The following is a 26,046-nucleotide window of genomic DNA, read 5'->3' as shown; positions in this document are numbered from 1 at the left end:
AGCTCTTCAAGCTAACGCGGTCTTGGTCAGAACCGTTTGACGAACCTCTCCGCCGCCATTGCGAGGGCGCGCATGCGCGACCCGTTGGCTCGCAATGCCGGGAACCATGACAGAGATCTTACCCCCTGCCCTCTGCCGCGGCCGGCCGCCACACCAGCAGCCGCTTTTCCACCACCGTCACGCCCATATCGATCAAGATAACGAACGCCGACAGCACGAACATGCCGGCGAACACGCCGGCGACGTCGAACACGCCTTCGGCCTGCTGGATCAGATAACCGAGACCGCGGGCCGAGCCGAGATACTCGCCGACGACGGCACCGACCACGGCAAAGCCGACCGAGGTGTGCAGCGAGGAGAACATCCAGGACAGCGCCGAGGGCCAGTAGACGTGGCGCATCAATTGCCGCTCGTTCATGCCGAGCATGCGGCCATTGTCGAGCACGGTATTCGAGACCTCCTTGACGCCCTGATAGACGTTGAAGAACACGATGAAGAATACCAGCGTCACGCCGAGGGCGACCTTGGACCAGATTCCGAGCCCGAGCCACAGCGCGAAGATCGGCGCCAGCACCACGCGCGGCAGCGCGTTGATCATCTTCACATAGGGATCGAACACGGCGGCGACGATGGGTTGGCGCGCGAACCAGAAGCCGACGAGGACGCCGCCAATCGAGCCGATCACAAAGGCGAGGATGGATTCCCAGAGCGTGATGATCAGGTGTTGCCAGATCACGCCGCTCGAAAACCATTTGACGATCTGGCTGCCGACATCGACCGGCGTGGAGAAGAAGAACGGCGGCAGCAGGATTTTTCCGAACACCTCTACGGTCGCGAAGAACTGCCACAGCCCCAGCGCGACGACGGCGACCAAAAGCTGACATGTGAGAAGCATTAATCGAGACATGGGTATCTCCTGGTCGTCCCGGCGAAGGCCGGGACCCATAACCACCGATGTTCTTTGTTGCAGAAGGTCGCTACCTTATCGCTCCAACGACAGGACACGGCGTATGGGTCCCGGCCTTCGCCGGGACGACGTAAGCGATGGAGCATCAACCGACTCCCACAGCTTGCGTCGATTGCACGTAGCCCTTCATCACTTCATCCTTCAGCACGCCCCAGATTTCCCGGTGCAGCTCGTGAAACTGTTTTTCCATGCGGACTTCCGAAATGTCGCGCGGCCGCGGCAGTGTCACCCGCCAGTCGCCGATGATGCGCGCCGAGGGGCCGGCCGACATGATCACCACGCGGTCGGCCAGCGCGATCGCCTCCTCGAGATCGTGGGTGACGAACAGCACCGCCTTGCGGTCGGCGTTCCACAATTCGAGCAGCAGATTGCCCATGATCTGCCGGGTCTGGGCATCGAGCGGGCCGAACGGTTCGTCCATCAGCAGGATCTTTGGATCGCGGATCAGGACCTGCGCGAGGCCGACGCGCTTGCGCTGGCCGCCGGAGAGCATGTGCGGGTAGCGGCCCGCAAAAGCGCCGAGGCCGACCGACGTGAGCCAGCCCTGCGCCCGCTGCAGCGCCTGCTCGCGCGGCGCGCCCTTGATCTCGAGCCCGATCGCGACATTGTCGATCGCGGTCTTCCAGGGAAACAGCGCGTCGGCCTGGAACAGATAGCCAGCCTCGCGGTTCAGTCCGGCGAGCGGCTGACCGAAAATCTTCACCGATCCCGCCGCGGGCTTCAAAAGCCCGGCCGCGACGTTGAGCAGCGTCGATTTCCCGCAGCCCGTCGGCCCGACGATGGCGACGAACTCGCCATCGGCCACGGACAGATTGGCCTTTTCCACGGCCGTATAGACGCGGTCGCCGGCCACGCGGAACGCCACCGTCGCGTCGCCAAGCGCGACCGCCATCGGCTGTGCGATATCTGCCATGTTTCTCCCCAAATCTTTGGAGGGATGCCTTAGCGGGTCGGAAGGAGAAGTTCAACGCGGCGTCATGACGTGCTAGGTGGTGTGTCCACCCTCCCCTGGAGGGGAGGGTCGACGCTCATGAAATGAGCGGCGGGGCGGGGTGACGGTGTCTCCACGTCCAATAGTGCCCGAGTGGAGAGATCACCCCACCCCGTCTCACATTTCGTTTCGCTCATGTGAGCCGACCCTCCCCCTCCAGGGGAGGGTGAAGAGTCGAGAACGCATGAACCCTCCCTTGATCGCCTACGCTGGTGTCAGCAAGACGTTTGACGATGGCCGCGTCGTGGCCGTCGACGATATTTCGCTCGACGTCACCGAGGGTGAATTCCTCGCCATTGTCGGCGGCTCCGGCTCGGGCAAGACCACGCTGCTGCGGCTGGCCAATCGGCTGATCGAGATGGATTCCGGCTCGATCACCGTCGAAGGCGAGGACGTGCGCAATGTCGATCCGATCCTGCTGCGTCGGCGGATCGGCTATGTCTTTCAGAGCGGCGGGCTGTTTCCGCATCTGACGGTCGCCGGCAATATCGGCATTACGCCGAAGCTTCTGGGCACGCCGCCCACCGAGATTGCCGCGCGGGTGGACGAACTGCTCGACCTGGTCAGGCTCGACCGCGCGCAATATCGCGACCGGCTGCCGCACGAACTTTCCGGCGGCCAGCGCCAGCGCGTCGGCGTGGCGCGCGCGCTCGCCGCAAAGCCGCGCATCGTGCTGATGGACGAGCCGTTCGGCGCGCTCGATCCCTTGACCCGCGATGCCCTGGGTGAGGATTTCCGCGAGCTGCACAGGAAGCTCGGCCTGACCACGGTCATGATCACCCATGACATGACGGAAGCGATCCTGTTGGCCGACCGCATCGCGGTGATGCAAGGCGGAAAGCTGTTGGCGCAGGGCACGCCGTCGACGCTCTCCGAGAGCGACGATGCCTATGTCGGCGAGCTCTTGCGCACGCCGCGCCGGCAGGCCGAGCGGCTCAGCACGCTGCTGCCGCGGGACGGTGCGGCATGAGCATCTTCACTGATCCGCGCTGGGCGGAAGCATGGGGCCACCTGCCCGATTATCTCGGCAGCCATGTCCGCGTCAGCGTGGCCGCGCTGGCGCTGGGGCTTCTGGTCAGCCTGCCGCTCGCAATCCTTTCGCGCCATCGGCCGGTGTTGCGCGGCGCGCTGCTCGGGCTTGCCAGCATCGTGCAGACGGTGCCGGGACTGGCACTGCTTGCGCTGTTCTATCCGCTGCTGCTGGCGCTCGCGGCGCTGTCGCTGTCGTGGTTCGGGTTCAGTTTTTCCGCGTTCGGCTTCTTGCCGGCCGTGCTGGCGCTGGCGCTCTATTCGATGCTGCCGGTGCTGCGCAACACGATTACGAGCCTGCAGGGTGTCGATGCTTCGATCCTGGAAGCCGCACAGGGCGTCGGCATGACGCCGCGGCAATCGCTGTTCACGGTGGAGCTGCCGCTGGCGCTGCCGGTGATGATGGCAGGCATCCGCACCGCGGCGGTCTGGGTGATCGGCACCGCGACGCTGTCGACGCCGATCGGCCAGACCAGCCTCGGCAATTACATTTTTGCCGGCCTGCAGACCCAGAACTGGGTGTTCGTGCTGTTCGGCTGCCTTGCCGCCGCGGTGCTGGCGCTGGCGGTCGATCAACTGCTGGCGCTGATCGAGAGCGGCCTGCAGAGCCGCAGCCGCGTTCGCGCGGCGCTCGGTGGCGCCGGCATCGCGGCGCTGGTCGTGGCCACGCTGGCGCCCAACATGGTGCGGCCGCAGACGAGCTACATCATCGGCGCCAAGACCTTTGCCGAGCAATATGTGCTCTCCGCCCTGATGGCGCAGCGGCTGAAAGCGGCAGGCCTTTCCGCCACGACGCGCGAGGGCCTCGGCTCCAACGTTATTTTCGAGGCCTTGGCATCAAACGATATCGACGTCTACATCGATTATTCCGGCACGCTATGGGCCAACCAGTTTCACCGCAGCGAGATCCGGCCGCGCCAGGAGATCCTGGCCGAGCTGAAGACGATGCTGGCGAAGCAGAACATCACGCTCTTGGGCGAACTCGGCTTCGAGAACGCCTATGCGCTGGTGATGCCGAGGAAGCGCGCCGAGCAGCTCGGCATCCGCACCGTCGCCGACCTCGCCGCGCGCGCCGCCACCCTGACGATCGCCGGCGATTATGAATTCTTCTCGCGTCCGGAGTGGACCGCGCTCCGCCGCGCCTACGGCCTGTCGTTCCGCGGGCAGCGGCAGATGCAGCCGGACTTCATGTATGCCGCGGTCGCCTCCGGCGAGGTCGACGTCATCGCCGGCTACACCAGCGACGGGCTGATCGCGAAGTACGATCTGGTTGCGCTCGGCGACCCCAGGCGCGCGATCCCGCCCTATGACGCGATCATGCTGCTGGCGCCAAGGCGCGCGGACGACGAGGCCCTGCGCAACGCGCTGGCGCCGCTAACGGGGAAGATCGACATCGCCACGATGCGCGAGGCGAACTTACGCGCGGCCGGCAACGATGCCGCGAGTTCGCCGGATGCGGTGGCGCAGTGGCTGTGGGATAAGGTGGGGAGGAAGTGAGGGGCGCGCACTCCCAGCCCCTCCCGTCATTGCGAGCCAACGGGTCGCGCGAATGCGCGCCCGATGACAGGCTCCGCGAAGCAATCCATCGCGCCACAAGCGGAAGTATGGATTGCTTCGTCGCTTCGCTCCTCGCAATGACGGGGATAGAGCGGAATCAAAGCCCGTTGATCGTTCCCGCGTCGATCAGCATGCGGTTGAACCTCCGCGCCTCCGCGCCTTTCTTGCAGGAATAGAACGCGCCCTTGCAGCGGAGCAGGATGCTCTTCTGCTCCTTGAAGGACGGATCGAGCGGGAGGCCGGCGGCTTCCTGCAGCACCAGCGGGAAGTAGGCGGCATCGAGGGTTTCGAGCGCCGACGACAGGTTCGTGGGCGAATAGTTGATGCCGTCGATCGCGTAGTAGGTCGAATAATAGCGCGGGTCCGCTGTCATCAGGCGCTTGGCCAGCTTCGCGCGCTCGATGCCGGGCTCGAGCAGCTTTTGCGAGATGGCCGGCTGGTGATCGCCGAAGCGCAGCACAAGGAAGGATTCATCCGGATAGTCGTGCTTCAGCCGTTCGGTGAATGCGCGGTAGTCGTTCGCCGTCATGGTCTGGCGGCGAATGTACTCGTCGACCTCGGCGGTGTTGCCGGGCGGCGTCCACCCTTGGGGCGTCAGATCGGGCCGGTAAACATCCGTCCAGGGAAAATGGTTGGCGGTGAGATAGACGAACATGAAGACCGGCGACTGTGACGCCTGCTCACGCGCGAACGTCTTCAAGGCCTGATCGTAATAGAAGCTGTCGGGCTGCATGTCCTCGTTCACGCCCATCTCGGCCATGTCGATGAAGCGCTCGACGCCGGTGCCCTTCTGGAAGGCGCGGGCGCTAAGGAAATCGCCATAGGTCGGATAGAGCGAGACGGTCTTGTAGCCGCAGCGTTGCAGCGCCTGCGGCAGCCCGCGCGTGACGCGGCCCGCGGCGATGCGCGTGACGTAGAACTTCAGATCGCCGAACGAGCGCGCCGACAGGCCGGTCAGCACGTTGAACTCGGTGTACCAGGTCGGACCGCCCGTCGATTCCGCGATCATGGTCCGCCGCTTGCCGTCGGCCGACTTGAAGAAATCGGTGTAGCCCGCCGGCACCTTGATGCCGGGCGCCGCGGTGACGTCGAAGCTCGATTCATCGAGCAGCAGGATGATGTGTGGGCGCTTGGCGGTGGTGTCGCAGGTATCAGCCGATGCCAGCGCCGGTGAACGGGCAGCGTGCGCTTCCGATGCCAGGCGCAGCGGACGCTCCGACGGCGGATCGGCCTCGATCCACCCCGTCGAAGCCAGCCGCGACACCGCGACCACGCCGGAGCGCGCCAGGCTGGAAATGTGGTTGACGCCCTGGAATGGCTCCCAGGGCTGCTCGGGCACCGCGATCGCCATCACCGATATCAACGCCGTTGCGCCGGCGAGGCCCGATAGCGCGAGCGAGCGCCGCACGCGAAACGGATCGAAGTGCCAGAGCGCCCAGAGCAGTGGCACCGCAGCCAGCCCCACGATCATCAATTGCGTCTGCAGGCGCGGGAATACTGACAGCAGGAACGAAAACGTATCGCGGTCGATGATCAGGAAATCGAGGAACGTCAGGGTGAGTTGGAGAATACCGAACTTGAAGCGCGAGAGCTCGATCAGGATCACGATCAAACCAAGCGCCAGCGCCGCGCAGACGCCGGGCCGCCGCAGCACGACGAGCAGGAAGCAGTTCACGAACGCCCACGCCAGCAGCGCCAGCGTGATTGCGAACGGCCCGTATTCGGTGGTGAGCAGGACCGCGAGCCCCGCGAGATGAACGGCAACGACGAGGCCGGCGGGGACAAAGAACCGGATGCCGCGCGATTTGGCGTGGACGCTTTCGCTCATTCCGGGTCCTGCAGCGGCCGACATCGCTCGTCAGAGTCCCTTGATGAAACCTGCCTCGATCAATAAGCGGTTGAACCTCCGCGCCTCCGCGCCATCCTTGCAGGCGTAGAATACACCTTTGCAGCGGAGCATGATGTTCTTTTGCTCCTCAAACGACGGATCGAGCGGAATACCGGCCGCTTCCTGCACCACCAGCGGCAGATAGGGTGCGTCGATCGTGTCCATCACGGCGGAACTCTTCACCGGCTGAAAATTGATCGCGTCGATCGCGTAGTAAGTGGTGAAGTAGCGCGGATCATAGGTGTTGAACTTGCGGGCGAGCCTGGCTTCGTCGAGGCCGGGATCCAGCAGGTTGGATGAGAATTCCGGCTGGTGGTCGCCGTAGCGGACGATCAGGAACGGCTGCGCCGGGAACTTCTTCTTCAGGCTGGCGACGAACGCCGCATAGTCGCCGGCGCTCATCGTCTGGCGGCGCAGATATTCGTCGACCACCGGCTCATTGCCGGGCATGCGCCAGGACGGCAGCAGGTCCGGACGGAATCTGGTTTCCCAGGGGAAATGGTTGGCGGCAAGATAGACGAAGGTGAACAACGGCGTATTGGCCGGCTGCTCGGCGATCAGGTTGACCGCCTTGTCGTAGAAGAAGCTGTCCGGCTCGATGCCCTTGGCGCCGAGCGCGCGCGCATCATAGAAGTGCTGGATGCCGGTCGAGGCCTGGAAGCTGCGCGCGCTCATGAAGGCGCCATAGGCCGGATAGAGCGAGATGGTGCTGTAGCCGCAGCGGCGCAGCGCCAGCGGCAGCCCGCGCTCCACCCTGCCCGAGGCGATGCGGGTGACGAAATAGGAGAAGCGGCCGAACGAACGCGACGACAGGCCGGCCAGCACGTTGTACTCGGCCATCCAGCTCGCGCCGCCTGAGCTCTCGGCCATGAACTTCCGCTCCCGGCCGTCGAACGACTTGAAGTGGCTGCCGTAGCCAGCCGGCACCTTGACGCCGCCGGCCTGACGGATGTCGAAGCTCGACTCGTCATGGATCATGATGATGTGCGGACGGCGGCCGGCGACGTGGCAGGAATCCTCCAGCGGCACCTTGAGCCGTTCGGCGGTGACCGCTTCCGATTCCATGAAACCGTAATTGACGAAGTCGGAAACCGCTGTAACCCCCGAACGGGCGAATTTCGACAGATAGCCGTCGTCGTAATAGCCGCGCCAGGCCTCATCGGGCCAGGCGATGGAATAACCGGCGAGCCCGGCGAGACAGGCGAGCAGGCCCGTGACCGCCGGCAGCCGGCGGATCCGGAACGGATCGAGCCACCACAGCGCATACATCAGCGGCAGGATGACGAGCGCGGCGCCGACCACGTTCCAGCGCAGGTTAGGAAAGATCGTGAACAGATAGGCCGCGGTATCGCGGTCGATCACCATCAGGTCGACGAAGTTGGCGGTCATCTGCACGACGTCGTGCTTGAGGCGCGATAGCAGCACCAGGACCACGACCAGCGTCAGCGACAGCGCGCCCGACAGCGCCGGGCGGCGCAGCAGCGCGATAAAGAAGAAGTTCAGGACGCTCCAGGCCAGGGCAAAACCCATGCGGCCGCCGAAATCGGTCTCGGTTTGCAGCAGGATCGCCAGCGCCGCCATGTGCGGTGCAGCAACGGCCGAAAGCCGCCAGAAGCCAATCGCGGCAAGCCCGGCGACGAGGGTGGTAGCGGACGGCCCAGGATTTGGCGCGGGCGCCATGGGGGACAACGCAACATGACCCGGCGCAATGCAAAGCCTTGGCTGGCGACCTACCAGGAGACGCACGACCCAGCCGGAACCTGTGCCGCGTCACAAAAACGTAGTGGAATCGTCATGAACGCGCAATGAATTTGCCTCCCAAGGACTGCGCCGTGGTGAATACGGGGTGGCCAACTGTTTGCCCGTCATTCCGGAGCGATGCGCAGCACCGAATTCGGAATCTCGAGATTCCGGGTCTGGTCCTTCGGACCATCCCGGAATGACGGGCGCGTCAGCCCCTCCTTGCAATCCCCGCGATGAACAGATCGAGCACCGCCTCGGCGGTTCGCTCGGCCTCGCCGGCCCCAACCCCCCAGCGCGGAAAATGGCCGTCGATGTTCATCCGGGCAAAGCCATAGACCAGCGCCCGTCCGGCAATCTGGACCTGCTTGAGGTCGGCGGAACGGAGCTGCCCGGCCGCAAAGGCGTCCGCCAGTGTCCGCTCGGCCAGCGCGATCAGTTCGGCATTGTCGCTTGAGATGGCGGCCGCGTGATCGTGATCGAACAGGCGGCGGCTGGAAATGACCTCGAAATGGGTCGGGTTGCGCATCGCCCAGCGCAGATAAGCCAGCCCCAGGCAGCGAAAGCGACCGAGGGGGTCACCGGGGGGCGCAGCAGCCAGCGCCGTCTCGATCTCAGCGCGAAACCGGCGCTGCGCCTCCTCGGCCACCGCCTGGATCAGGGCATCGCGGCTCGGAAAATGCCGGAATGGCGCCCCTGGCGAGACCCCGGCGCGGCGGGCGGCCTCGCGGACGCTGACCGCATCCATCCCGCCCTCGGCGACCAGCTGCAGCGCAGCGTCGATCAGGACACGCCGGAGGTCGCCGTGGTGGTAGGGCTTTGGCACAGCAGGACGGGACACGCGGCGGCGCGGGCGCGCTACGGATTTGGCGGCGGGCGATTTGGTGGGGCGGCGCATGGCTTGTCGTAGCATCACCGGCTTGTGAATGTAAGCACTGATTACACGGATTGACCGGGGCCGTGCCGGCTATGTAACTGATGATTACATTGAGCGCCGTAGCATCCGCGTCATTGCGAGCGCAGCGAAGCAATCCATCTCGCCACGTGAAGAAAGAATGGATTGCTTCGCTGCGCTCGCAATGACGGAGCAATCAGGGGAACAAAACACGTGCCGACACATCAAAGCTGGTTCGAAGGCTGGCGGCTGTTCGCCTTGCTCGCGCTGACGCTGCTGGCCCTGAGCCTCTGGATCGCCGGCATGCGCGGCTTCGAGGTCGAGGGCGTGCGCATGGTGATCCGTTTCACCGCGCGCACTTCGCTAGTCCTGTTCTGCCTCGCCTTTGCTGCCGCCGCGATCGCCCTGCTATGGCCCAATACCGGAACGCGCTGGCTGCGCCGCAACCGCCGCTATCTCGGCGTCAGTTTTGCGGCCTCGCACGCCATTCACGCCGCCGCCATCCTGGCCTTCGCCATCATGGATCCCGAAGCCTATGCCGCGGCGACCTCGCTCGCCTCCTACATCTTCGGCGGCATCGGCTACGCCTTCATCCTCGCGCTGACCGCCACGTCCTTCGACCGCACCGCGGCAGCAATCGGCGCCCGCGCCTGGCGGCGGCTGCATCTGATCGGCGGCTATTACCTGCTGTTCCAGTTCATGGTGTCGTTCGGCAAGCGCATTCCCGACATGCCGCTATACGTGCTGTTCCTCGTGCCGCTCGTCGCGGTGTTTGCATTGCGGATGATCGCGATGGCGCCGCGCGCTCGGGCGCCAGCGCAGACGGGATAGAGCTAATCGCCCGCGACCAGGTGATACTTCCGCCCGAGCCGGCGGTGCACCGACATGACGGCGCGGTCGACGTCGCTGATCAGGCTGTCGCCGAGCACGACGCTCGGAATTTCCCAGTTCCGCCCCGCGCGGATGTTGGGAAGTTCGCGCACAGCGGGGACGGAGGCGGTTTCGCAGCCCGGCTGGCTGCGCAGTGCCGTCTCGGCAAGTTCGGTCAATTCCGCCCTGGTCTTTCCCGCCGTCACTGCTGGCTGATGCCTTCCGGTTCTTTCGCGCGCGCCTCGGTCATGCTGCGCAGGCATTCGCCGGCATCGAGCCCGGCGATGGCGCCCTCACCCACCATGCTCATCCCTGCGGCGTCAGCCCGAGGCGTTTGGCAATGATCTTGTCGAGCATGCGCTTGGGCAGCATGCCGGCCATGAACACCTGCACCGGATCAGGCGCTACCACGTAGCGCACCTTGGGCTTCGGCAGCGTCAGGGCTCCAAACACCTTCTCGGCAATCGCCTCGGGCGGCAATCCGTTGGCGCCGAGGTTCAGCATGACGGCGCGGATTTTCTCCAGCATCGGCAAGTAGGCCGAGTTCTTGTAGGGCGAGATGTCGACTTCCTCGGCCTTGTCCCAGATCGGCGTCTTGACCGCGCCCGGCGCGATGATGATGACGTCGATCCCGAACAGCATCAGCTCGCGGCGCAGGCTCTCGGACAATCCCTCGAGCGCGTGCTTGGAAGCCGAATAGGGCGCGGTGATCGGATTGCCGTTCTTGCCGGCGACCGACGACATCATCACGATCCGCCCCTTTGGCCCCTTCAGGCTGGGATCGGCGCCGAGCAGCGGCCCGAAGGCCTGGGTGGCAATGATCGGCCCAATGAAATTCACTTCCATCTGGCGGCGGAATTCGTCGGCGGCGAGCTCAAGCACCGGGCCCGAGACCGCAATGCCGGCATTATTGACGAGGCCGGCCAGCGTTTCGCCGTTGAGGGCGGTACGAACCTCGCGTGCGGCCGCCAGCACCGCCGCCTCGTCGGTCACGTCGAAGATCAGCGGCGTGAAGTTCGTCCCGAACTCGCGCTTGAGGCGGTTGGCGTCAGCCTGCTTGCGCACGCTGCCGAACACGCGGAAGCCGCGGTCCAGCAGCAGCTTCGCGCAGGCCCAGCCGATGCCGGTGGACGCGCCGGTGATGACGACTGATCTCATGCTCAAAATGCCCTGTCAGAGGTTTAATGAAGTTCGTCGTGAAGGAATGCTTAAGCGTTGGATTCCCTTGGCTTTCCCTCGGCGTCCCTGGCCTCCTTCGCGGGCGCGGCCAGCGTTGACGGCGCCTTGTTCGGCACGTTGCCAATCGATTTTTTCCGGCAACGATTTGGTGAGGATAGCAGCCGCATAGGAATACCGGAAGCGGCCGCAGATGGCCGATCAGCTGCGACTTGGCGATTTATCACGCGGAATCGCCGAATATGCGGCCGACAGCTTTGGTAAAACAATTCGGAACGTACTGAATGCAATGCGCGGCAAGGTTCACACCGCCGCCTGTCAGCATGCGCCGCGAAGCGGTCGCGCGCTTCGGATTTGACCAGCCTGTAGCTTTACCGGGTTCCGGCTCTTAACGCGGTGTAAGGCTCGGCTCGTCATTGTGTGCGCGAACCCTTCAACAACCAACAAGGCTGCCCACAATGGTGCAACAGCCGGCGCACTCGATTATTGCCGAGCTCGAAGATGCTGTCAGAGGCGGTTCATCCGCCAAGCGGGTGGAAACCCTGCGGCAGGTTACCGATCTCTTCCTCCATGACGGAGACCGTCTGAGCGACGACCAGGTCAAGGTCTTCGACGACGTGCTCTGTCTTCTGATCGCGCGCGTCGAGACGCGGGCGAAGGCCGAGCTCTCCAAGCGGCTGGCGCCGCTCGACTACGCCCCGTTCGAGGTGATCCAGCATCTGGCCTGGGACGACGAGATCGAGGTCGCCGGCAATGTGCTGGCCCATTCCAGCCGGCTCGGGACCGAGGTGCTGGTCGAGATCGCCAGCAGCAAGGGACAGGATCATCTGCTCGCGATTTCCGGCCGGGCCAGCCTGCCCGCCGCCGTAACCGACGTCATCGTCGATCGCGGCGAAGGCGCGGTGATCCGAAAGCTCGCCAACAATGCCGGCGCCAAATTTTCCGACCAGGGCTATTCCAGCATCGTCGCCCGCGCCGGCACGGATGACGAACTGGTAGAAATTCTCGGCCTGCGCGCCGATTTCCCGCAAAAGTTCATGATCGACCTGCTGCGCCGCGCCAAGGACGCGGTTCGCGAGCGGCTTCTGGCCATCGCACCGCCCGCGGTCCAGGAAGAGATCAAGCGGGTCCTCAACGAGATTGCCCGCGAGACACCGCAGCCGACACGCAGCTTCGGCGTCGCTGAAGAACTGGTGAAGCTGATGAAGGGGCTTAACGAGCTGGACGATGCTGCCGTCTACAAGTTCGCGGAAACCAACAAGTTCGACGAAGTCACCGTCGCACTCGCCGTTCTCAACGAGATGCCGGTGGAAATGACCGCCAAGCTGATGGACGGCCCGCGCGCCGACCTTCTCCTTATTCCGTGCCGCTCGGCACGCCTCAACTGGCCGACGGTCGAGTCGATCCTGCGCAACCGGCCGAAGCATCCGGTCAACGCGCAGACGCTGGAGATCGCGGAGCGCGATTACCGCAAACTGTCGATGGAAACCGCACAGCGCACCGTTCGCTTCTGGCAGCTACACAACAAGATCGAGAAGGAACCGATCATCCGGACGCACTAGCGTCCGGCGGTCACCGCCTCCAGTCATGGCCGGGCTCGTCCCGGCCATGCGCTTTTTGCACGAACTCTCACGACGGGCGCCAGTCGATCACCAAGCATCCGACGCGCGATCGAGCCAGCCGTCTCCGCCGCCTCTGACCCATTCAAGGCCGAGCCGCCGCGTCAGCTCGACGCCCTCGGGACGGAGCATCCGGACGTCGGGATGCTCAAAACTGTCTGGCATCAGGCAAAAGCCGAGGCCGGCGGCCACCATCGCAAGCGCACGTGCATCGCTGTCGGTCTGCGCGACCACGCGCGGCCGCACCTTCCACGCATCGAGAATGCGCGAGGCCGACTGCAATTGCTCGCAATGCACCCGCACGATCAAGGGCTGGCCCGCCAATATCTCCGGCGACACCGGCCCGCGGGGAAAGGCGCGCGCCGAAACTGCGAGCGCCTGCCGGTCGGCCGCCAGTTCCAGCTGCCGATGGCCGCGCGCCGCCGGTGCGAGCGCGGTCAGGATGACGTCGTAGCGGCCGCTCGTGAGCCGCTCCCGCAGCTTGGCGATCGGCGCATCCTCGGTGCGCCAGGAACGTCCGGGCTCCAGCGCACGCAGCCGCCCGATGCATTGGGCAACAAAGGCCGGTGCGATCGTCGGCAGGATGCCAAGCCGCAGCGGCCGCCCCGGCGGCTTGCCGCGGGACGCCGCCTTGAGCCGCTCCGCTTCGCGCAGGATCGACCGCGAGGTCTCCAGCACCTCTTCGCCTTTTGAGGTGAGCCGCGCCCCGCGCGCATGGCGCTCCAGCAAGGCAAAGCCAAGCTCGGTCTCGAAGGAAGCGATTGCCGCCGACAGCGTCGGCTGGGTGACGAACGCCCGGCGCGCGCCTTCGGAAAAACTGCCTGCTTCGGCGACGGCGACGAAATACCTGATCTGCCTGAAGTCCATCTATAGAGGATATCTATGGTTCGATATCGGAGCAATCGGGATTGCCTAAGCCTGGCCCAGGCCGGAGCATGCGCCCGCGCAAACAGCCGGGAGGAAGCTATGGACCAGCCGAAACAGCCGATGACTCCAGATGCGATCCGCGCCCTGGTCGAACGGGTGACTCATGCGCCCGGCTATACCAGCAGCGTCGGCACCCGGGTCGAGAGCGCGGAAGCGGGCCATGTCGTGATGTCGCTCGCGAGGAACGACAATCTCCTGCAGATCAACGGCTTCTTTCATGGCGGGGTCATCGCCGCTCTGGCGGACCATGCCGGCGGCGGCGCGGTGACGACGGCGATGCCGTCCGGCCGGTTCGCGGTAACCGTGAATCTCAACGTCAGCTTCCTCGCACCGGCCAAGGGCGACAGGCTAATTGCCCGTGCCCGCGCGATCCAGGTCGGCAGCACGATCGGCGTGGCGCACGTCGAGGTGGCGTCGGTTACCGACGGGGTGGAAACGCCATGCGCGGTGGCGATCGTGACGCTTCGCGGCGTCGACTTCCCCGCCAAATAAAAGTCGCGCCAACTATTGAGCACAGCTCTCGTTTGACAAGCGAGAATGCACATGAAGCAACCGAGCTTTGACTCGGTAAATGCTGAGCTTTCGATCGCTAATGTGATTAATGAATTGGCTTGTGCGAAGAATACGCGCTGTGCGTCAGTTCTTCGTTTCGGCTCGGCCGGCGCGCTTGGCGCTACGGCCTGAAGAATGTGCTTGAAGCATCCATCCTTCAAGGAAACGGCGAGACCGCTGTTGCGATCTCGCCGGATAGTGACGACCAAGACTTAAGATTTGGTGCTAGAGTACCAGTACCAACCCTTATCCTGAGGAGCGGGCGTCTTCGCCGCGTCTCGAAGGATGAAGGCCCGTGTGTGGCGTCATGGTTCGAGACGCGCGAAGACGCGCTCCTCACCATGAGGGGCTGACAGACTCAGTTCTTGCTCTTGTCGACCAGTGCGCCCTTCTTGATCCACGGCATCATGTCACGCAGCTTGGCGCCGACTTCCTCGATCGGGTGCTGGGCGAGCTTGGCGCGGGTGGCCTTGAACGAGGTCTGGTTGACCTTGTTCTCGAGCATCCAGTCGCGGGCGAACTTGCCGGACTGGATGTCGTTCAGCACCTTGCGCATCTCCTTCTTGGTCTCGTCGGTGACGATGCGCGGGCCGGTGACGTATTCGCCGTATTCGGCGGTGTTCGAGATCGAGTAGTTCATGTTGGCGATGCCGCCTTCATAGATCAGGTCGACGATCAGCTTCACCTCATGCAGGCACTCGAAATAGGCCATCTCGGGGGCGTAGCCGGCTTCGACCAGCGTCTCGTAGCCGCCCTTGATCAGTTCGACCAGGCCGCCGCAGAGCACGACCTGCTCGCCGAACAGGTCGGTCTCGCACTCTTCCTTGAAGGTGGTCTCGATGATGCCGGCGCGGCCTCCGCCGATCGCCGAGGCATAGGACAGGCCGAGGTCGTGGGCGTTGCCGGAGACGTCCTTGGCGATCGCGATCAGGCAGGGCACGCCGCCGCCGCGCTGGTATTCGGAGCGGACGGTGTGGCCGGGGCCCTTCGGGGCGATCATCAAGACGTCGAGGTCGGCGCGCGGGTCGAGCAGGTTGAAGTGGACGTTGAGGCCGTGGGCGAACACCAGCGCCGCGCCCTTCTTCATGTTGTCGTGCAGGTGCTCGCGATAGATATCGCCCTGCAGTTCATCCGGCGTCAGCATCATCACGAGGTCGGCCCATTTGGCGGCTTCGGCAACTTCCAGCACCTTGAAGCCGGCGGCTTCCGCCTTCTTGGCCGAGGCCGAGCCCTTGCGCAGCGCGATCGCCACTTCCTTGACGCCGGAATCCTTCAGGTTCAGCGCATGGGCGTGGCCCTGGCTGCCGTAGCCGACGATGGCGACCTTCTTGCCCTTGATCAGGTTCAGGTCGGCATCGCGATCGTAATAAACACGCATGGGTCGTTTCCTTAATCGATGGCCAAAATCGGCCGGTTAATCAGGCATTTGGATGGGTAGGACCGCCGGTCGCCCGCGAATTTCCGGCGTTGTCTAGAGCATTTTCCGCCTCAAAGGAAACCCGTTTCTGCATGGCCCGGTGCGGCATCATGCGTCCATGAAGACCGGATAGAGCGAGGCCAGCAGCAATACCGCCATCACGACGTTGAAGACCCGGATAGCCCGGGGCGAGGTCAGGACCGGCCGCAGGGAGGTGCCGAACAGCGCCCAGGCGGTACAGGACAGGATGCCCAGGACCAGGCTGAGGCCGACCTGGATCACGATGTTCCAGGGATAGGCAGCGATGGCGGCATAGGCGGTGATGGTGCCGATCACCATGACCCAACCCTTGGCGTTGACCCACTGGAACATGGCGGCGCCCCAGAACGTCATCGGACGGCCGCGGCTCTTGTCCTCTTCCGCCGACGGCGGCTCGGACATCGCAATCGCCCAGGCCAGATAGATCAGGTAGGCCGCGCCGGCATATTTCAGGATGGTCTGTAGCACCGGATAGGCGATGAAGATGGTGCCGAGCCCGAGCCCGACCGCGCCGATCATGAACGCGAATCCAACCGTGATCCCCATGATGTGCGGAATCGTCGGCCGGAAGCCATAGGTGAGCCCAGAGGACAGCAGCATGATGTTGTTCGGCCCGGGCGTGAAGAACATCACGGTGGCGAACATCACGAAGGCGATCAACAGCGATTGCGACATGGGGGCCTCATGCGATCTTTGGCAGAACTTGTTCTTCTGAAGCCTTGGAATCTTCCAGGGATTTGGGGCGCTTCGACAGCAACATCACGGCGATGCCACCGACAACCGTCACCATGCCGGCGAGCCGCAGCGGCCCGAACGTCTCGCCGAACACGACGCTCGACGCAGCAGAGCCGACGAACGGCACCAGCAGCGCGAACGGCACCACCTGCGCCGCCGGATAATCGCGCAGCAGCCTGCCCCACAGCCAATAGGCGATGCTGGTGGAGATGCCGCCGAGCCCGATCATGCACAACAGGCCGGTCAGCGACATATGGGTCAGCGCATGCCAGGTCGGCTGCGGGCCGTTCGTGATCAGCGTGAGTGCGAACAGCGGAACCGCGGCGACGAGGCAGAGCCAAGCGAACAGGTCGAACATCGGCGCGCCCTGCGCGCGGCGCAACAGAAGATTGCCGGCCGCGAAGCTGAGCGGCGAGATCATCAGGATGGCAAACGCGCTGACGCTGAAATCATAGCCGACGGTACCGCAGATCATCAGAAGGCCCGATGTCGCGATTGCGATGCCGACGGTCTGCCACATGCCCGGCCGCTCGCGGAACAACAGCGCGGCAAGGCCGATGGTGAACAGCGCCTGGCTCTGCACGATCACGCTGGAAAGACCGACGGGAACGCCATGCGCAATGGCAAAAGCCTGGGCGAGAAACTGGCCGAGAAACAGCGTGAAGCTGATCGAGACCAGCACCATCCATGAAACCTTGGGCCGCGCCACGAACAGGCACGGCAGGGCGGCGATGGAAAAGCGCAGCGTCGTCATCAGTTCCGGCGAAAATTCGTTGAGCGCGATCCGGCTCGCGACAAAGGCAAGCCCCCAGATCACCGCCACCAGGACGGCGATGCAGACATCGGCCGGTTTCATTGCTGGCTCTGTTGGTTGTTGGCTCTGCTGGTTGTTTTTAGCTCTGTTGGTCCGGCTTCGGCTTGCGCAGGAGATAGGTACCGTGGAGCGGCGCGTGATAGTCGACCGATTCCAGCACAAATCCGATATCGGTCAACATGCGCTCGATCACCCAGCCGAAGGTCGAGTATTCGTCGCGCATGTGGGTGACGACGCCCTCACGCTCGAAATCATGGTTCTTGATGGTGAACTCGGCCCATTGCTCGATATCACGCTCGACGCCGTCGGGCATGCTGACGAACACGATGTCGCGCAGGTAGAAGTTGGCGCCGGGCTTCAGCGCGGCAAAGATCCGCGCCAGCGCCACCGCCTTCCAGAAGTCGGGCAGATGATGCAGCGTGAACTCGCTGACGATCAAATCATAGGAATTCGGCTGGTAGGCGAAGCTGAGCATCCCGGCGGACTGCGTCCGGATCGCCGCCTTGCGGTCGCGGGCATAGATATTGGCGAGCCCGAGCATCGCCGGCGAAATGTCTATCGCGTCGACCTCGGCGCCCATCAGCGCCGCCTCGCAGGCCAGCACGCCGTTGCCGCAGCCGATATCGGCCACGCGCCAGCCGGGCTTGACGCCGAGCATGGAGAGCGCGGCGCGCGCCCGCTCGTCATTGTTGTCATGCCGGTCGTAGATTGAGGCGACAGCGGAATCGAGGCCAAGCCGCCGCCGTTGCGTATAGTACCAGTCCCTCGCCAGCATGGTTCACATCCCCTCAGGCCCGCGCCCGATCGCCGCAACCCCGGTGCGCGACACCTCGACAAGGCCGAGCGGGCGCATCAGGTCGATGAATTGACTGATTTTCGAAGAATTGCCTGTGATCTCGAACACAAAGCTCTCGGTGGTGGCATCGATCACGCGGGCACGGAACGCATCCGCCAGCCGCAGCGCCTCGACCCGGCTGTCGCCACGGCCGCGCACTTTCACCATGGCGAGTTCCCGCTCGATGGAGCGGCCGGTAATCGTCATGTCGACGACGCGATAGACCGGGATCATGCGGTCGAGCTGGTGCTTGATCTGCTCGATCACCATCGGCGTACCCGTGGTGACGATGGTAATGCGGGAGAGATGTTTCTGGCTCTCGGTCTCGGAGACGGTAAGGCTGTCGATGTTGTAGCCGCGTCCCGAGAACAGGCCGATCACGCGGGCGAGCACGCCGGGCTCGTTCTGCACCAGCACCGAGAGCGTGTGCGTCTCGTTGGGATCGTGGCGATCTTCCAGGAAGTAGGCGGATGCGGGCTGGTTCATTGTCGTCCCCTTATCATTCTCCATTGTCATGCCCGCGAAGGCGGGCATCCAGTAACCGCCGGCGCCTGCGATCGATCGCGAGACCGCGGCGTACTGGATCGTCCGGTCAAGCCGGACGATGACAGCAACATTTGTGGCGTACAGCGGGCCATGCTCATACCGCGATCCTTTCGACAGCCGCGGCCGGCATCACCCATCTGCGGAACAGATCGAAATCGATATTGCCGCCGGACAGGATCAGACCGACGCGCTTGCCTTGAAGCCTGTTCTTTTCCTGCAGGGCGGCCGCCAGCGCGGCCGCGCCGGCGCCTTCCGCAAGATTGTGCGTGTCGGTCCAGTAGGCGCGCACCGCCGCGGCGACCTCGTCGTCCGTGACCTGCACGATGCGGGAGGCGCCCTTGCGGATGATGCTGAGCGCCTCGGCTACGGGAACGCGGGTCGCCATGCCGTCGGCCAGGGTGTTGCTGGTCTCGGTCGTCACGACGGTGCCGGCGGCAAACGACAGCGCGTAGGACGGCGCCTCGGTCGACTGCACGCCGACGATCTCGGTTTTGCGGCCAAGCAGGTCGCGCGCCATGATGCAGCCGCAGATTCCCGAGCCCTGCCCGATCGGCACGTAGAGCACGTCGAGATCGGGCGCTGTGCGCAACAATTCGAGCGCGTAGGTCGCAACGCCAAGCACGAGGTCAGGGTGGAACGACGGCACCATGTGCAGACCGTCGAACTGGGCGCGGCGCTGGGCTTCCTCGGCGGCCGCCTGAAAATCCGCGCCATGCTCGACCAGCTCGGCGCCGAACGCGCGCATGGCGCGGTTCTTCTCCACCGAATTTCCCCTCGGCACATAGATGACCGCGCGAACGCCGAGACGGCCGGCGGCGAAGGCGAGGCTCTGGCCGTGATTGCCACGCGTCGCCGAAATGATGCCCGGAATATTCGTCCGCTCGCGCTTGAGGCGGTCGAGATAGATCAGCCCGCCGCGCACCTTGAATGCGCCGATCGGCGTGTGGTTCTCGTGCTTGACGACGACCTGCGTGCCGAGCCGCTCGGCCAGCAGCGGCCAGGCATGCGCCGGCGTTGCCGGCACCGCCTGCCCCACGATCTCATGCGCGCGTTCGAGTTCGGCGAGGTCAAACATTTTGGTTTCTCGATCCTCTCGCGTGCTCGTCATCCCCGCGCAGGCGGGGATCCAGTATTCCAGAGACGCCCGAGCACAGCCGAGACGCCACGGCGTACTGGATCGCCCGGTCAAGCCGGGCGATGACAGCTGAGTTTTGGTCTCGCGTCCTCACACTCACACCAGCGCCTTGCCGCCGGCGAACGCCGCGGCGGTGGCCTCATCCGTGGCTTCCACCGGCAACAGCATTTCGTTGTGCGCCTTGCCGGACGGAATCATCGGGAAGCAGTTCTCCAGCGCGGCGACGCGGCAGTCGAACAGCACGGGGCGCTTGATCTTGATCATCTCCTTGAGCGCGCCGTCGAGATCGCCGGGCTTGATCGCCTGCAGGCCGACGCAGCCGAACGCGTCCGCCAGCTTGACGAAATCAGGCAGCGCCTCCGAGTAGGAATGCGACAGGCGGTTGCCATGCAGGAGCTGCTGCCACTGCCGCACCATGCCCATATACTGGTTGTTCAGGATGAAGATCTTGATCGGCAGCTCATACTGAACCGCCGTCGACATCTCCTGCATCGTCATCTGCACCGAGGCATCGCCCGCGATATCGATCACGAGGCTGTCCGGATGCGCGACCTGCACGCCGAGCGCGGCCGGCAGGCCGTAGCCCATGGTGCCGAGGCCGCCCGAAGTCATCCAGCGGTGCGGCTCCTCGAAACCGAAGAACTGCGCCGCCCACATCTGGTGCTGGCCGACCTCGGTGGTGATGTAGGTGTCGTGCCCCCGCGTCGCCTCGAACAGCTTCTGGATGGCATGCTGCGGCAGGATGACCTCGCTGCTCTTCTTGTAGGACAGCGAATTGCGCGCCCGCCACTTGGCGATCTCCTGCCACCAGGCCTTGATGTCGGGCTTCTTGGCTTCCGCCTTGAAGACCTGCAGGAGGTCGCCGAGCACGTTGCCGGCATCGCCGATGATCGGGACATCGACGCGGATGTTCTTATTGATCGAAGACGGATCGATATCGATGTGGATCTTCTTCGAGCCCGGCGAGAACGCATCGACACGGCCGGTGATGCGGTCGTCGAAGCGCGCACCGACGCACAGCATGACGTCGCAGCCATGCATCGCCATATTGGCCTCGTAGGTGCCGTGCATGCCGAGCATGCCCAGCCAGTTCTTGCCCGATGCCGGATAGGCCCCGAGCCCCATCAGGGTCGAGGTGATCGGAAAGCCGGTGACCTCAACGAGCTCGCGCAACAGGTTTGATGCGGCCGGTCCGGAATTGATGACGCCGCCGCCGGAGTAGATCACCGGCCGCTTGGCGGCCGCCAGCAGCGCCACGGCTTTACGGATCTGCGCCTCATCGCCCTTCACCCGCGGCGTATAGGAGACGTGCACGTCATCCTTGCGCGGCGGATGGTAGGTGCCGGTCGCAAACTGCACGTCCTTGGGCACGTCGACCAGCACGGGGCCAGGACGGCCCGAGGTCGCGACGTAGAAGGCCTCATGCAGCACTTTCGCCAGATCGTTGACGTCGCGCACCAGCCAGTTGTGCTTGGTGCAGGGACGGGTGATGCCGACGGTGTCGCATTCCTGGAAGGCGTCGTTGCCGATCAAGTGAGTAGGAACTTGTCCGGTGATGCAGACCAGCGGAATGGAATCCATCAGCGCGTCGGTCAGCGGCGTCACCATGTTGGTGGCGCCAGGGCCGGACGTCACCAACACCACGCCGGGCTTGCCGGTCGAGCGCGCATAGCCTTCGGCCGCATGGCCGGCACCCTGCTCGTGCCGCACCAGGATGTGCTCGACCTCGCTCTGCTGGAAAATCTCGTCATAGATCGGAAGCACGGCGCCGCCGGGATAGCCGAAGAGATGCTGGACGCCATGATCGATGAGCGCGCGCACGATCATCGCGGCGCCGGTCATCTGATTGGGGTCGTTGCTCTGCTCGGTCATGGTTCTCTCCGGATACGCTGTCGCCAACGGCTTGATCTGTTTCGGGAAATAAAAAAGGGCCCGAGAGGCCCATGCACACCGCCTGAATTTGAGTGGCCGTCAGCCACCCCCGGCGGTGCGCCTGGGTACGACTACGATAAGGGCGAGTTTGGTAATAATATTACGCATTGTGCGGCTCGGACTTCCCAAAGGTTGCGCGGGTTATACCGTCCAGCCCCCGGAAGTCAAGGGAAGGACGCATTCAGCGCGATTTTGAGAGTGTAACTGCGTTCCGGGCGTTCGGCGAGAGGGAATTTTATGCGTGAGGACGCCCGGTGTTCACTTCTCATCATGGCCGGGTCTGTCCCGGCCATCCACGTCTTGGCTACGGTTGAAACATAGGTCGTGGATGCCCGGGACAAGCCCGGGCATGACGGGCCTAGTCCGGCGCGCCGTGAACGCGTCGGACCCACCCCCTCGCCGCTTCCGGCGTCATCCACTCGAATTCCGGCAGCTGGTGGCGGAACCAGGTGAACTGCCGCTTGGCGTAATGGCGGGTGTCGGCGCGGCCGATGTCGGCCGCGGCCTCACGCGTGATCTCGCCGCTGAGGTAGCGGATCAGCGCCGGCACGCCGTGCGCCTTCATCGCTGGCAACAGCGGATCGAGCTTTCGAGCTGATAGCGCTGCGACCTCCTCCAGCGCGCCTCCCTCGAGCATCATCCCGAAGCGCGCATCGATCCGCGCGTAAAGTTGCTCGCGCTCGGGCGCGAGAAACAACGCGGTGAACGCTCCCGGCGGCAGCAGCGGCGGCAAGCCCTCGCGGTGCCAGTCCGGCAGCGCGCGGCCGGTCGCCTCGATCACCTCCAGCGCGCGGGCAATCCTGATACGGTCGCGCGGCTTCAGCCGTTCGGCCGACACCGGATCGCGCCGCGCCAGTTCGGCGTGCAGCGCCTCGACGCCGTCGCGTTCCAGGCGGGTACGAATGGCTTCGCGCACTTCGGGTGGGATCGGCGGCACCGCGGACAGGCCGCGCGTCAGCGCCTTGAAGTAGAGGCCGGAGCCGCCGATGAAGATCGGCAGATGCTTTGTCGCGCGTGCTTCGGCCAGCACCTTTTCGGCATCCGCCACCCAGGCGCCGGCCGAGAAATTGATGGAGGCGTCGACATGGCCATAGAGCCGGTGCGGCACGCGGGCCTCTTCGTCCGGCGTTGGCCGCGCCGTGATGATGCGCAGATCCCGGTAAACCTGCATGGAATCGGTATTGATGACCAATCCGCCGGTTTTTTGCGCCAGTTCGAGCGCCAGGGCCGACTTGCCGCTGGCGGTCGGCCCTGCGATAAGCACGGCCTTGCTCATATCCAGCTGATGCGCCTGCATGTCCCTCGTCGCCACCCTGATCTGCAACCCGGCCAATCCCGCGCTCGACAGTACCATTGTCGACGGCGCATTGGCCGTACTCCCCTCGCCCGGCAAGGCGCAATGGCTGTTCAACGAGGTCGCGGTCGACATTCCCTTCGACTATCAGGTCAATAGCCCGGACGAAATCAAGGCGATTGAAACCCGCCTGCAAGCGGCGCGCGGCGATCTGCCGATCGACATTGTCGTGCAGCCTGCGGCTGTCAGGCGCAAGAAGCTTTTTCTGGCCGACATGGATTCCACCATGATCGGCCAGGAATGCATCGACGAGCTGGCCGACTTCGCTGGTCTGAAGGCGCATGTCGCGGCCATTACCGAACGCGCCATGCGCGGCGAGATCGAATTTGAGCCGGCACTGCGCGAGCGCGTGGCGCTCTTGAAGGACCTCCCGGTCAGCGTGGTCGACGAGGTGCTGGCCAAGCACATCACGCCGACGCCGGGCGGCCGCGAGTTGGTCATGACGATGCGCGCCAATGGCGCCTACACCTGCCTGATCTCGGGCGGCTTCACGCTGTTCACCAACGCGGTCGCAGCGAAGATCGGCTTTCAGGAAAACCGCGCCAATGAGTTGAAGGTTCAGGACGGCAAGTTCACCGGCGAAGTGGCTGAGCCGATCCTCGGCCGCGCCGCAAAGCTCGCGACGCTGATCGAGCTGCGCGAATCCTTCGACCTCGACGAAATCGATACGCTGGTGACCGGCGACGGCGCCAACGACCTCGGCATGATCCAGGCGGCGGGGCTCGGCGTCGCCTATCACGCCAAACCGGCGGTTGCCGCCGCCGCTGCCGCGCGGATCGACTACGGCGACCTCACGGCATTGCTCTATGCGCAGGGCTATCGGCGCGAGGAGTTTGTGGGGGGATAATCTCTACGTCGTCCCTGCGAACGCAGGGACCCATACGCCGCGGCCTATCGGCGGCGCGCTGGAGCGAATTGCCTTTGCTGCAATCAGGGCCGGTGGTTATGGGTCCCTGCGTTCGCAGGGACGACATCGTCATTCGGAGCAACCAGCGCCAGCACGTCGAACTTGTCTACTGCACGCTCAGCGCAACAAACCGCAGTTCGCCTTCGCCATTCGACACCAGTAGCAGCACCGACTTCTTGCCGTCCTTCTTGAGCTGGTCGACGCGCTTCTTGATGTCGGCGGCGCTGGTGACGGCTTCCTGCGCCACCTCGACGATGACGTCGCCGGCGGAGAGCCGCTTCTCGGCGGCGTCGGAGTTGCCGTCGACGCCAGTGACGATGACGCCCTTGACGCTTTCCTTGATCTTGTACTTGGTGCGCAAATCCTTGCTCAGCGCGGCAAGGTCGAGGCCGAGCGCCTTCTGCGTTACCGGCTTCTCGGCGGGCTCTTCCTTGGTCTTGGCAGCCACCTGCTGCACCTTTTCGGTATCTTCCAGGCGGCCGAGCGTGACCTTGCGGGTTTCTTCCTTGCCCTTGCGGATGATGACGACGTCGACCTCCTTGCCGACCGTGGTGTCGGCGACGACGCGGGAGAGATCCTTCGGGTCCTTGACGTCCTTGCCGTCGAACTTGACGACGACGTCGCCGGGCTCTATGCCGGCCGGTTTCGCCGGGCCCTTGTCGTCGACGCCGGCTACCAGCGCGCCGCGGGCGGGCTTGATGCTGAGGCTTTCGGCGATCTCGTCGGTGACCTGCTGGATGCGCACGCCGAGCCAGCCGCGGCGCAGTTCGCCGAACTGCCGGAGCTGATCGACGACGCCGGCCACCGTCTTCGACGGCACCGCGAAGCCGAGACCGATCGAGCCGCCGGTCGGCGAGATGATCAGCGTGTTTACGCCGACCACTTCGCCCTCGAGGTTGAACAACGGGCCGCCGGAATTGCCGCGGTTGATGGAGGCGTCGGTCTGGATGTAGTTGTCGTACGGCCCCTGGCTGATGTCGCGGTTGCGCGCCGACACGATGCCGGCGGTCACCGAGCCGCCGAGGCTGAACGGATTGCCGATCGCGATCACCCATTCGCCGAGCCGCAGCTTGTCGGAATCGCCGAACTTCACCGCGTTGACCGGCTTCACCGGCTTGAACTTGAGCACCGCGATGTCGGTCTTCTTGTCGACGCCGACCAGCTCGGCCTTGATCTTGGTGCCGTCGTTCATGATCACGTTGATCTCGTCGGCATCGGCGATGACGTGATTATTGGTGACGACAACGCCGGAGGCATCGATGATGAAGCCGGAGCCGAGCGAATTGGTCTTGCGCGGCGGCTGCATTTCGCCGCTCTTGTCGCCGCCCTTCGGGCTGCCGCCGCGGCGGTTCTTGAAGAAGTCGTCGAAGAACTCCTCGAACGGCGAGCCCGGCGGCAGTTGCGGCATCTCACTGCGGCCGCCCTTGGCCTCGACGCTCTGCGAGGTCGAGATATTGACCACGGAATCGATCACCTTCTCGGCGATATCAGCGATGCCGTCCGGCCCGCGCGCGCTGGCCGGCACTGCGGCCAGCAAGCTGGCGGCACCGAGCGAGATCGCAATCCCCATCACGCGCAGGCGGCTCGTCAAGGCAGTTCTGGCACCGGACATATCGACTCGTCTCCAAAGGCTCGGATTTGGGTCCACAGTGCGCCCGAACGGGTTCAAGGCGCAAGCATCTGCAACTGGTATTCCGGCTAAAAACCGGCCCGCAATGGCTCACGATTACGTTGGCACCACAGCCTGTCGTGCGGCTTTTGATACCGTCGTTCCGGGGCACGAAGCGAACCCCAATGTGCGCTTGCACATTGTGGAACCTCGAGACTCTGGGTTCGATGCTTCCGCATCGCCCCGGAATGACAGCTGAACTACCGCCGCACGAACCAGATCAGAACCAGACCGATGACCGCCGAGACGATGCCGACGGTCCGCAGGATGTTGTCCGGCGTTGCCAGCGCGCTCTTCATCGCCCGGCGCATCCAGGCGGGGCTCGCGGCAAACATCAGGCCTTCAAGAACAAAGAGGATGCCCAAACCGACGAGGAAGTCGTTGAACCCAATGGACCTCATCGATTGGCATCCCCCAGCTAGTCAAACGCCTTTTTGCTTTTACCGGCGAAG

Annotated in this window: 26 protein-coding genes; 8 read left to right on the top strand and 18 right to left on the bottom strand. The window is 64.4% G+C overall.

Annotated features, from left to right (window positions below; genetic code table 11):
- Positions 1–118: 118 nt before the first annotated feature.
- A complete protein-coding gene (locus tag QA643_RS08495) occupies positions 119–907 on the bottom strand; it encodes an ABC transporter permease (protein ID WP_283032740.1) in 789 nt (262 codons plus the stop codon).
- A 145-nt stretch (positions 908–1,052) separates the two neighbouring features.
- Entirely contained in the window at positions 1,053–1,871 is an 819-nt protein-coding gene (locus QA643_RS08490) for an ABC transporter ATP-binding protein (RefSeq protein WP_283034743.1), read from the bottom strand.
- 271 nt (positions 1,872–2,142) lie between these two features.
- On the opposite strand from QA643_RS08490, the gene QA643_RS08485 reads away from it, so the two are divergent.
- On the top strand, positions 2,143–2,928 hold the full coding sequence (locus tag QA643_RS08485; protein WP_283032739.1) for an ATP-binding cassette domain-containing protein: 786 nt from the start codon (positions 2,143–2,145) through the stop codon (positions 2,926–2,928).
- Positions 2,925–4,484, top strand: a complete 1,560-nt coding sequence (locus tag QA643_RS08480) for an ABC transporter permease/substrate-binding protein (protein WP_283032738.1) — start codon at positions 2,925–2,927, stop codon at positions 4,482–4,484. Before QA643_RS08485 ends, QA643_RS08480 begins: the two co-directional genes overlap by 4 nt.
- Before the next feature lie 157 nt (positions 4,485–4,641).
- On the opposite strand, the gene QA643_RS08475 is transcribed toward QA643_RS08480, so the two are convergent.
- The 3 genes from QA643_RS08475 to QA643_RS08465 all read right to left on the bottom strand — a co-directional run bounded on the left by QA643_RS08475 (position 4,642) and on the right by QA643_RS08465 (position 9,070).
- The gene (locus QA643_RS08475; protein WP_283032737.1) at positions 4,642–6,372 is read right to left on the bottom strand and encodes a sulfatase-like hydrolase/transferase; all 1,731 of its coding nucleotides are present in this window, start codon (positions 6,370–6,372) and stop codon (positions 4,642–4,644) included.
- A 30-nt stretch (positions 6,373–6,402) separates the two neighbouring features.
- Positions 6,403–8,112 carry a sulfatase-like hydrolase/transferase gene (locus QA643_RS08470; RefSeq protein ID WP_283032736.1) on the bottom strand — a complete coding sequence of 570 codons (1,710 nt, stop codon included), beginning with the start codon at positions 8,110–8,112 and terminating at the stop codon, positions 6,403–6,405.
- A gap of 271 nt (positions 8,113–8,383) precedes the next feature.
- Entirely contained in the window at positions 8,384–9,070 is a 687-nt protein-coding gene (locus QA643_RS08465; RefSeq protein ID WP_283032735.1) for a TetR/AcrR family transcriptional regulator, read from the bottom strand.
- A 210-nt stretch (positions 9,071–9,280) separates the two neighbouring features.
- On the opposite strand from QA643_RS08465, the gene QA643_RS08460 reads away from it, so the two are divergent.
- Entirely contained in the window at positions 9,281–9,898 is a 618-nt protein-coding gene (locus tag QA643_RS08460) for a hypothetical protein (RefSeq protein ID WP_283032734.1), read from the top strand.
- A 2-nt stretch (positions 9,899–9,900) separates the two neighbouring features.
- Here QA643_RS08460 and QA643_RS08455 read toward each other — a convergent pair whose 3' ends face one another.
- Both QA643_RS08455 and QA643_RS08450 read right to left on the bottom strand, forming a co-directional pair.
- Positions 9,901–10,116, bottom strand: a complete 216-nt coding sequence (locus QA643_RS08455) for a hypothetical protein (protein WP_349253259.1) — start codon at positions 10,114–10,116, stop codon at positions 9,901–9,903.
- Positions 10,117–10,243: 127 nt separating this feature from the next.
- Positions 10,244–11,095: an SDR family oxidoreductase gene (locus QA643_RS08450; protein WP_283032732.1), complete on the bottom strand. Its 852-nt coding sequence runs from the start codon at positions 11,093–11,095 to the stop codon at positions 10,244–10,246.
- A 211-nt stretch (positions 11,096–11,306) separates the two neighbouring features.
- Here QA643_RS08450 and QA643_RS08445 point away from each other — a divergent pair, with 211 nt between their 5' ends.
- Positions 11,307–11,471 carry a hypothetical protein gene (locus QA643_RS08445; RefSeq protein WP_283032731.1) on the top strand — a complete coding sequence of 55 codons (165 nt, stop codon included), beginning with the start codon at positions 11,307–11,309 and terminating at the stop codon, positions 11,469–11,471.
- 100 nt (positions 11,472–11,571) lie between these two features.
- Entirely contained in the window at positions 11,572–12,675 is a 1,104-nt protein-coding gene (locus QA643_RS08440; protein ID WP_283032730.1) for a DUF2336 domain-containing protein, read from the top strand.
- Positions 12,676–12,762: 87 nt separating this feature from the next.
- Here the strand turns inward: QA643_RS08440 and QA643_RS08435 are convergent, their stop codons facing one another.
- Complete coding sequence (locus QA643_RS08435; protein ID WP_283032729.1) at positions 12,763–13,599, bottom strand: LysR family transcriptional regulator; 837 nt, start codon at positions 13,597–13,599, stop codon at positions 12,763–12,765.
- Between the two features lie 99 nt (positions 13,600–13,698).
- On the opposite strand from QA643_RS08435, the gene QA643_RS08430 reads away from it, so the two are divergent.
- Positions 13,699–14,151 (top strand): PaaI family thioesterase, encoded by a 453-nt coding sequence (locus tag QA643_RS08430; protein ID WP_283032728.1) that lies wholly within the window; start codon positions 13,699–13,701, stop codon positions 14,149–14,151.
- 51 nt (positions 14,152–14,202) lie between these two features.
- Positions 14,203–14,343: a hypothetical protein gene (locus QA643_RS08425; RefSeq protein WP_283032727.1), complete on the top strand. Its 141-nt coding sequence runs from the start codon at positions 14,203–14,205 to the stop codon at positions 14,341–14,343.
- Between the two features lie 226 nt (positions 14,344–14,569).
- On the opposite strand, the gene ilvC is transcribed toward QA643_RS08425, so the two are convergent.
- The 8 genes from ilvC to miaA all read right to left on the bottom strand — a co-directional run bounded on the left by ilvC (position 14,570) and on the right by miaA (position 22,961).
- A complete protein-coding gene (ilvC, locus tag QA643_RS08420; protein WP_283032726.1) occupies positions 14,570–15,589 on the bottom strand; it encodes a ketol-acid reductoisomerase in 1,020 nt (339 codons plus the stop codon).
- Between the two features lie 147 nt (positions 15,590–15,736).
- Positions 15,737–16,342 carry a LysE family translocator gene (locus QA643_RS08415; protein WP_283032725.1) on the bottom strand — a complete coding sequence of 202 codons (606 nt, stop codon included), beginning with the start codon at positions 16,340–16,342 and terminating at the stop codon, positions 15,737–15,739.
- Positions 16,343–16,349: 7 nt separating this feature from the next.
- Positions 16,350–17,258 (bottom strand): EamA family transporter, encoded by a 909-nt coding sequence (locus tag QA643_RS08410; RefSeq protein ID WP_283032724.1) that lies wholly within the window; start codon positions 17,256–17,258, stop codon positions 16,350–16,352.
- Positions 17,259–17,295: 37 nt separating this feature from the next.
- Complete coding sequence (locus QA643_RS08405; RefSeq protein ID WP_283032723.1) at positions 17,296–17,991, bottom strand: class I SAM-dependent methyltransferase; 696 nt, start codon at positions 17,989–17,991, stop codon at positions 17,296–17,298.
- Positions 17,992–17,994: 3 nt separating this feature from the next.
- The gene (gene ilvN / locus QA643_RS08400) at positions 17,995–18,537 is read right to left on the bottom strand and encodes an acetolactate synthase small subunit (RefSeq protein WP_065731106.1); all 543 of its coding nucleotides are present in this window, start codon (positions 18,535–18,537) and stop codon (positions 17,995–17,997) included.
- A gap of 154 nt (positions 18,538–18,691) precedes the next feature.
- On the bottom strand, positions 18,692–19,672 hold the full coding sequence (locus QA643_RS08395) for a threonine dehydratase (RefSeq protein WP_283032722.1): 981 nt from the start codon (positions 19,670–19,672) through the stop codon (positions 18,692–18,694).
- A gap of 156 nt (positions 19,673–19,828) precedes the next feature.
- On the bottom strand, positions 19,829–21,604 hold the full coding sequence (locus QA643_RS08390) for an acetolactate synthase 3 large subunit (protein ID WP_283032721.1): 1,776 nt from the start codon (positions 21,602–21,604) through the stop codon (positions 19,829–19,831).
- A gap of 418 nt (positions 21,605–22,022) precedes the next feature.
- Positions 22,023–22,961, bottom strand: coding sequence for a tRNA (adenosine(37)-N6)-dimethylallyltransferase MiaA (gene miaA / locus QA643_RS08385; RefSeq protein WP_283032720.1), 939 nt, complete (start codon positions 22,959–22,961; stop codon positions 22,023–22,025).
- Between miaA and serB the strand changes: the two genes are divergently transcribed.
- The gene (gene serB, locus QA643_RS08380; protein ID WP_283032719.1) at positions 22,960–23,865 is read left to right on the top strand and encodes a phosphoserine phosphatase SerB; all 906 of its coding nucleotides are present in this window, start codon (positions 22,960–22,962) and stop codon (positions 23,863–23,865) included. The two genes, miaA and serB, sit on opposite strands and share 2 nt — an antisense overlap.
- A gap of 166 nt (positions 23,866–24,031) precedes the next feature.
- On the opposite strand, the gene QA643_RS08375 is transcribed toward serB, so the two are convergent.
- Both QA643_RS08375 and QA643_RS08370 read right to left on the bottom strand, forming a co-directional pair.
- Positions 24,032–25,537 carry a Do family serine endopeptidase gene (locus tag QA643_RS08375; protein ID WP_283032718.1) on the bottom strand — a complete coding sequence of 502 codons (1,506 nt, stop codon included), beginning with the start codon at positions 25,535–25,537 and terminating at the stop codon, positions 24,032–24,034.
- Positions 25,538–25,794: 257 nt separating this feature from the next.
- A complete protein-coding gene (locus QA643_RS08370; RefSeq protein WP_283032717.1) occupies positions 25,795–25,995 on the bottom strand; it encodes a DUF2065 domain-containing protein in 201 nt (66 codons plus the stop codon).
- Between the last annotated feature and the right edge of the window lie 51 nt (positions 25,996–26,046).

The organism is Bradyrhizobium sp. CB3481, from assembly GCF_029714305.1.
Classification (GTDB): Bacteria; Pseudomonadota; Alphaproteobacteria; order Rhizobiales; family Xanthobacteraceae; genus Bradyrhizobium.
Note: the sequence above shows the minus strand (reverse complement) of the source record. Positions and strands in the feature narration are given on the sequence as shown.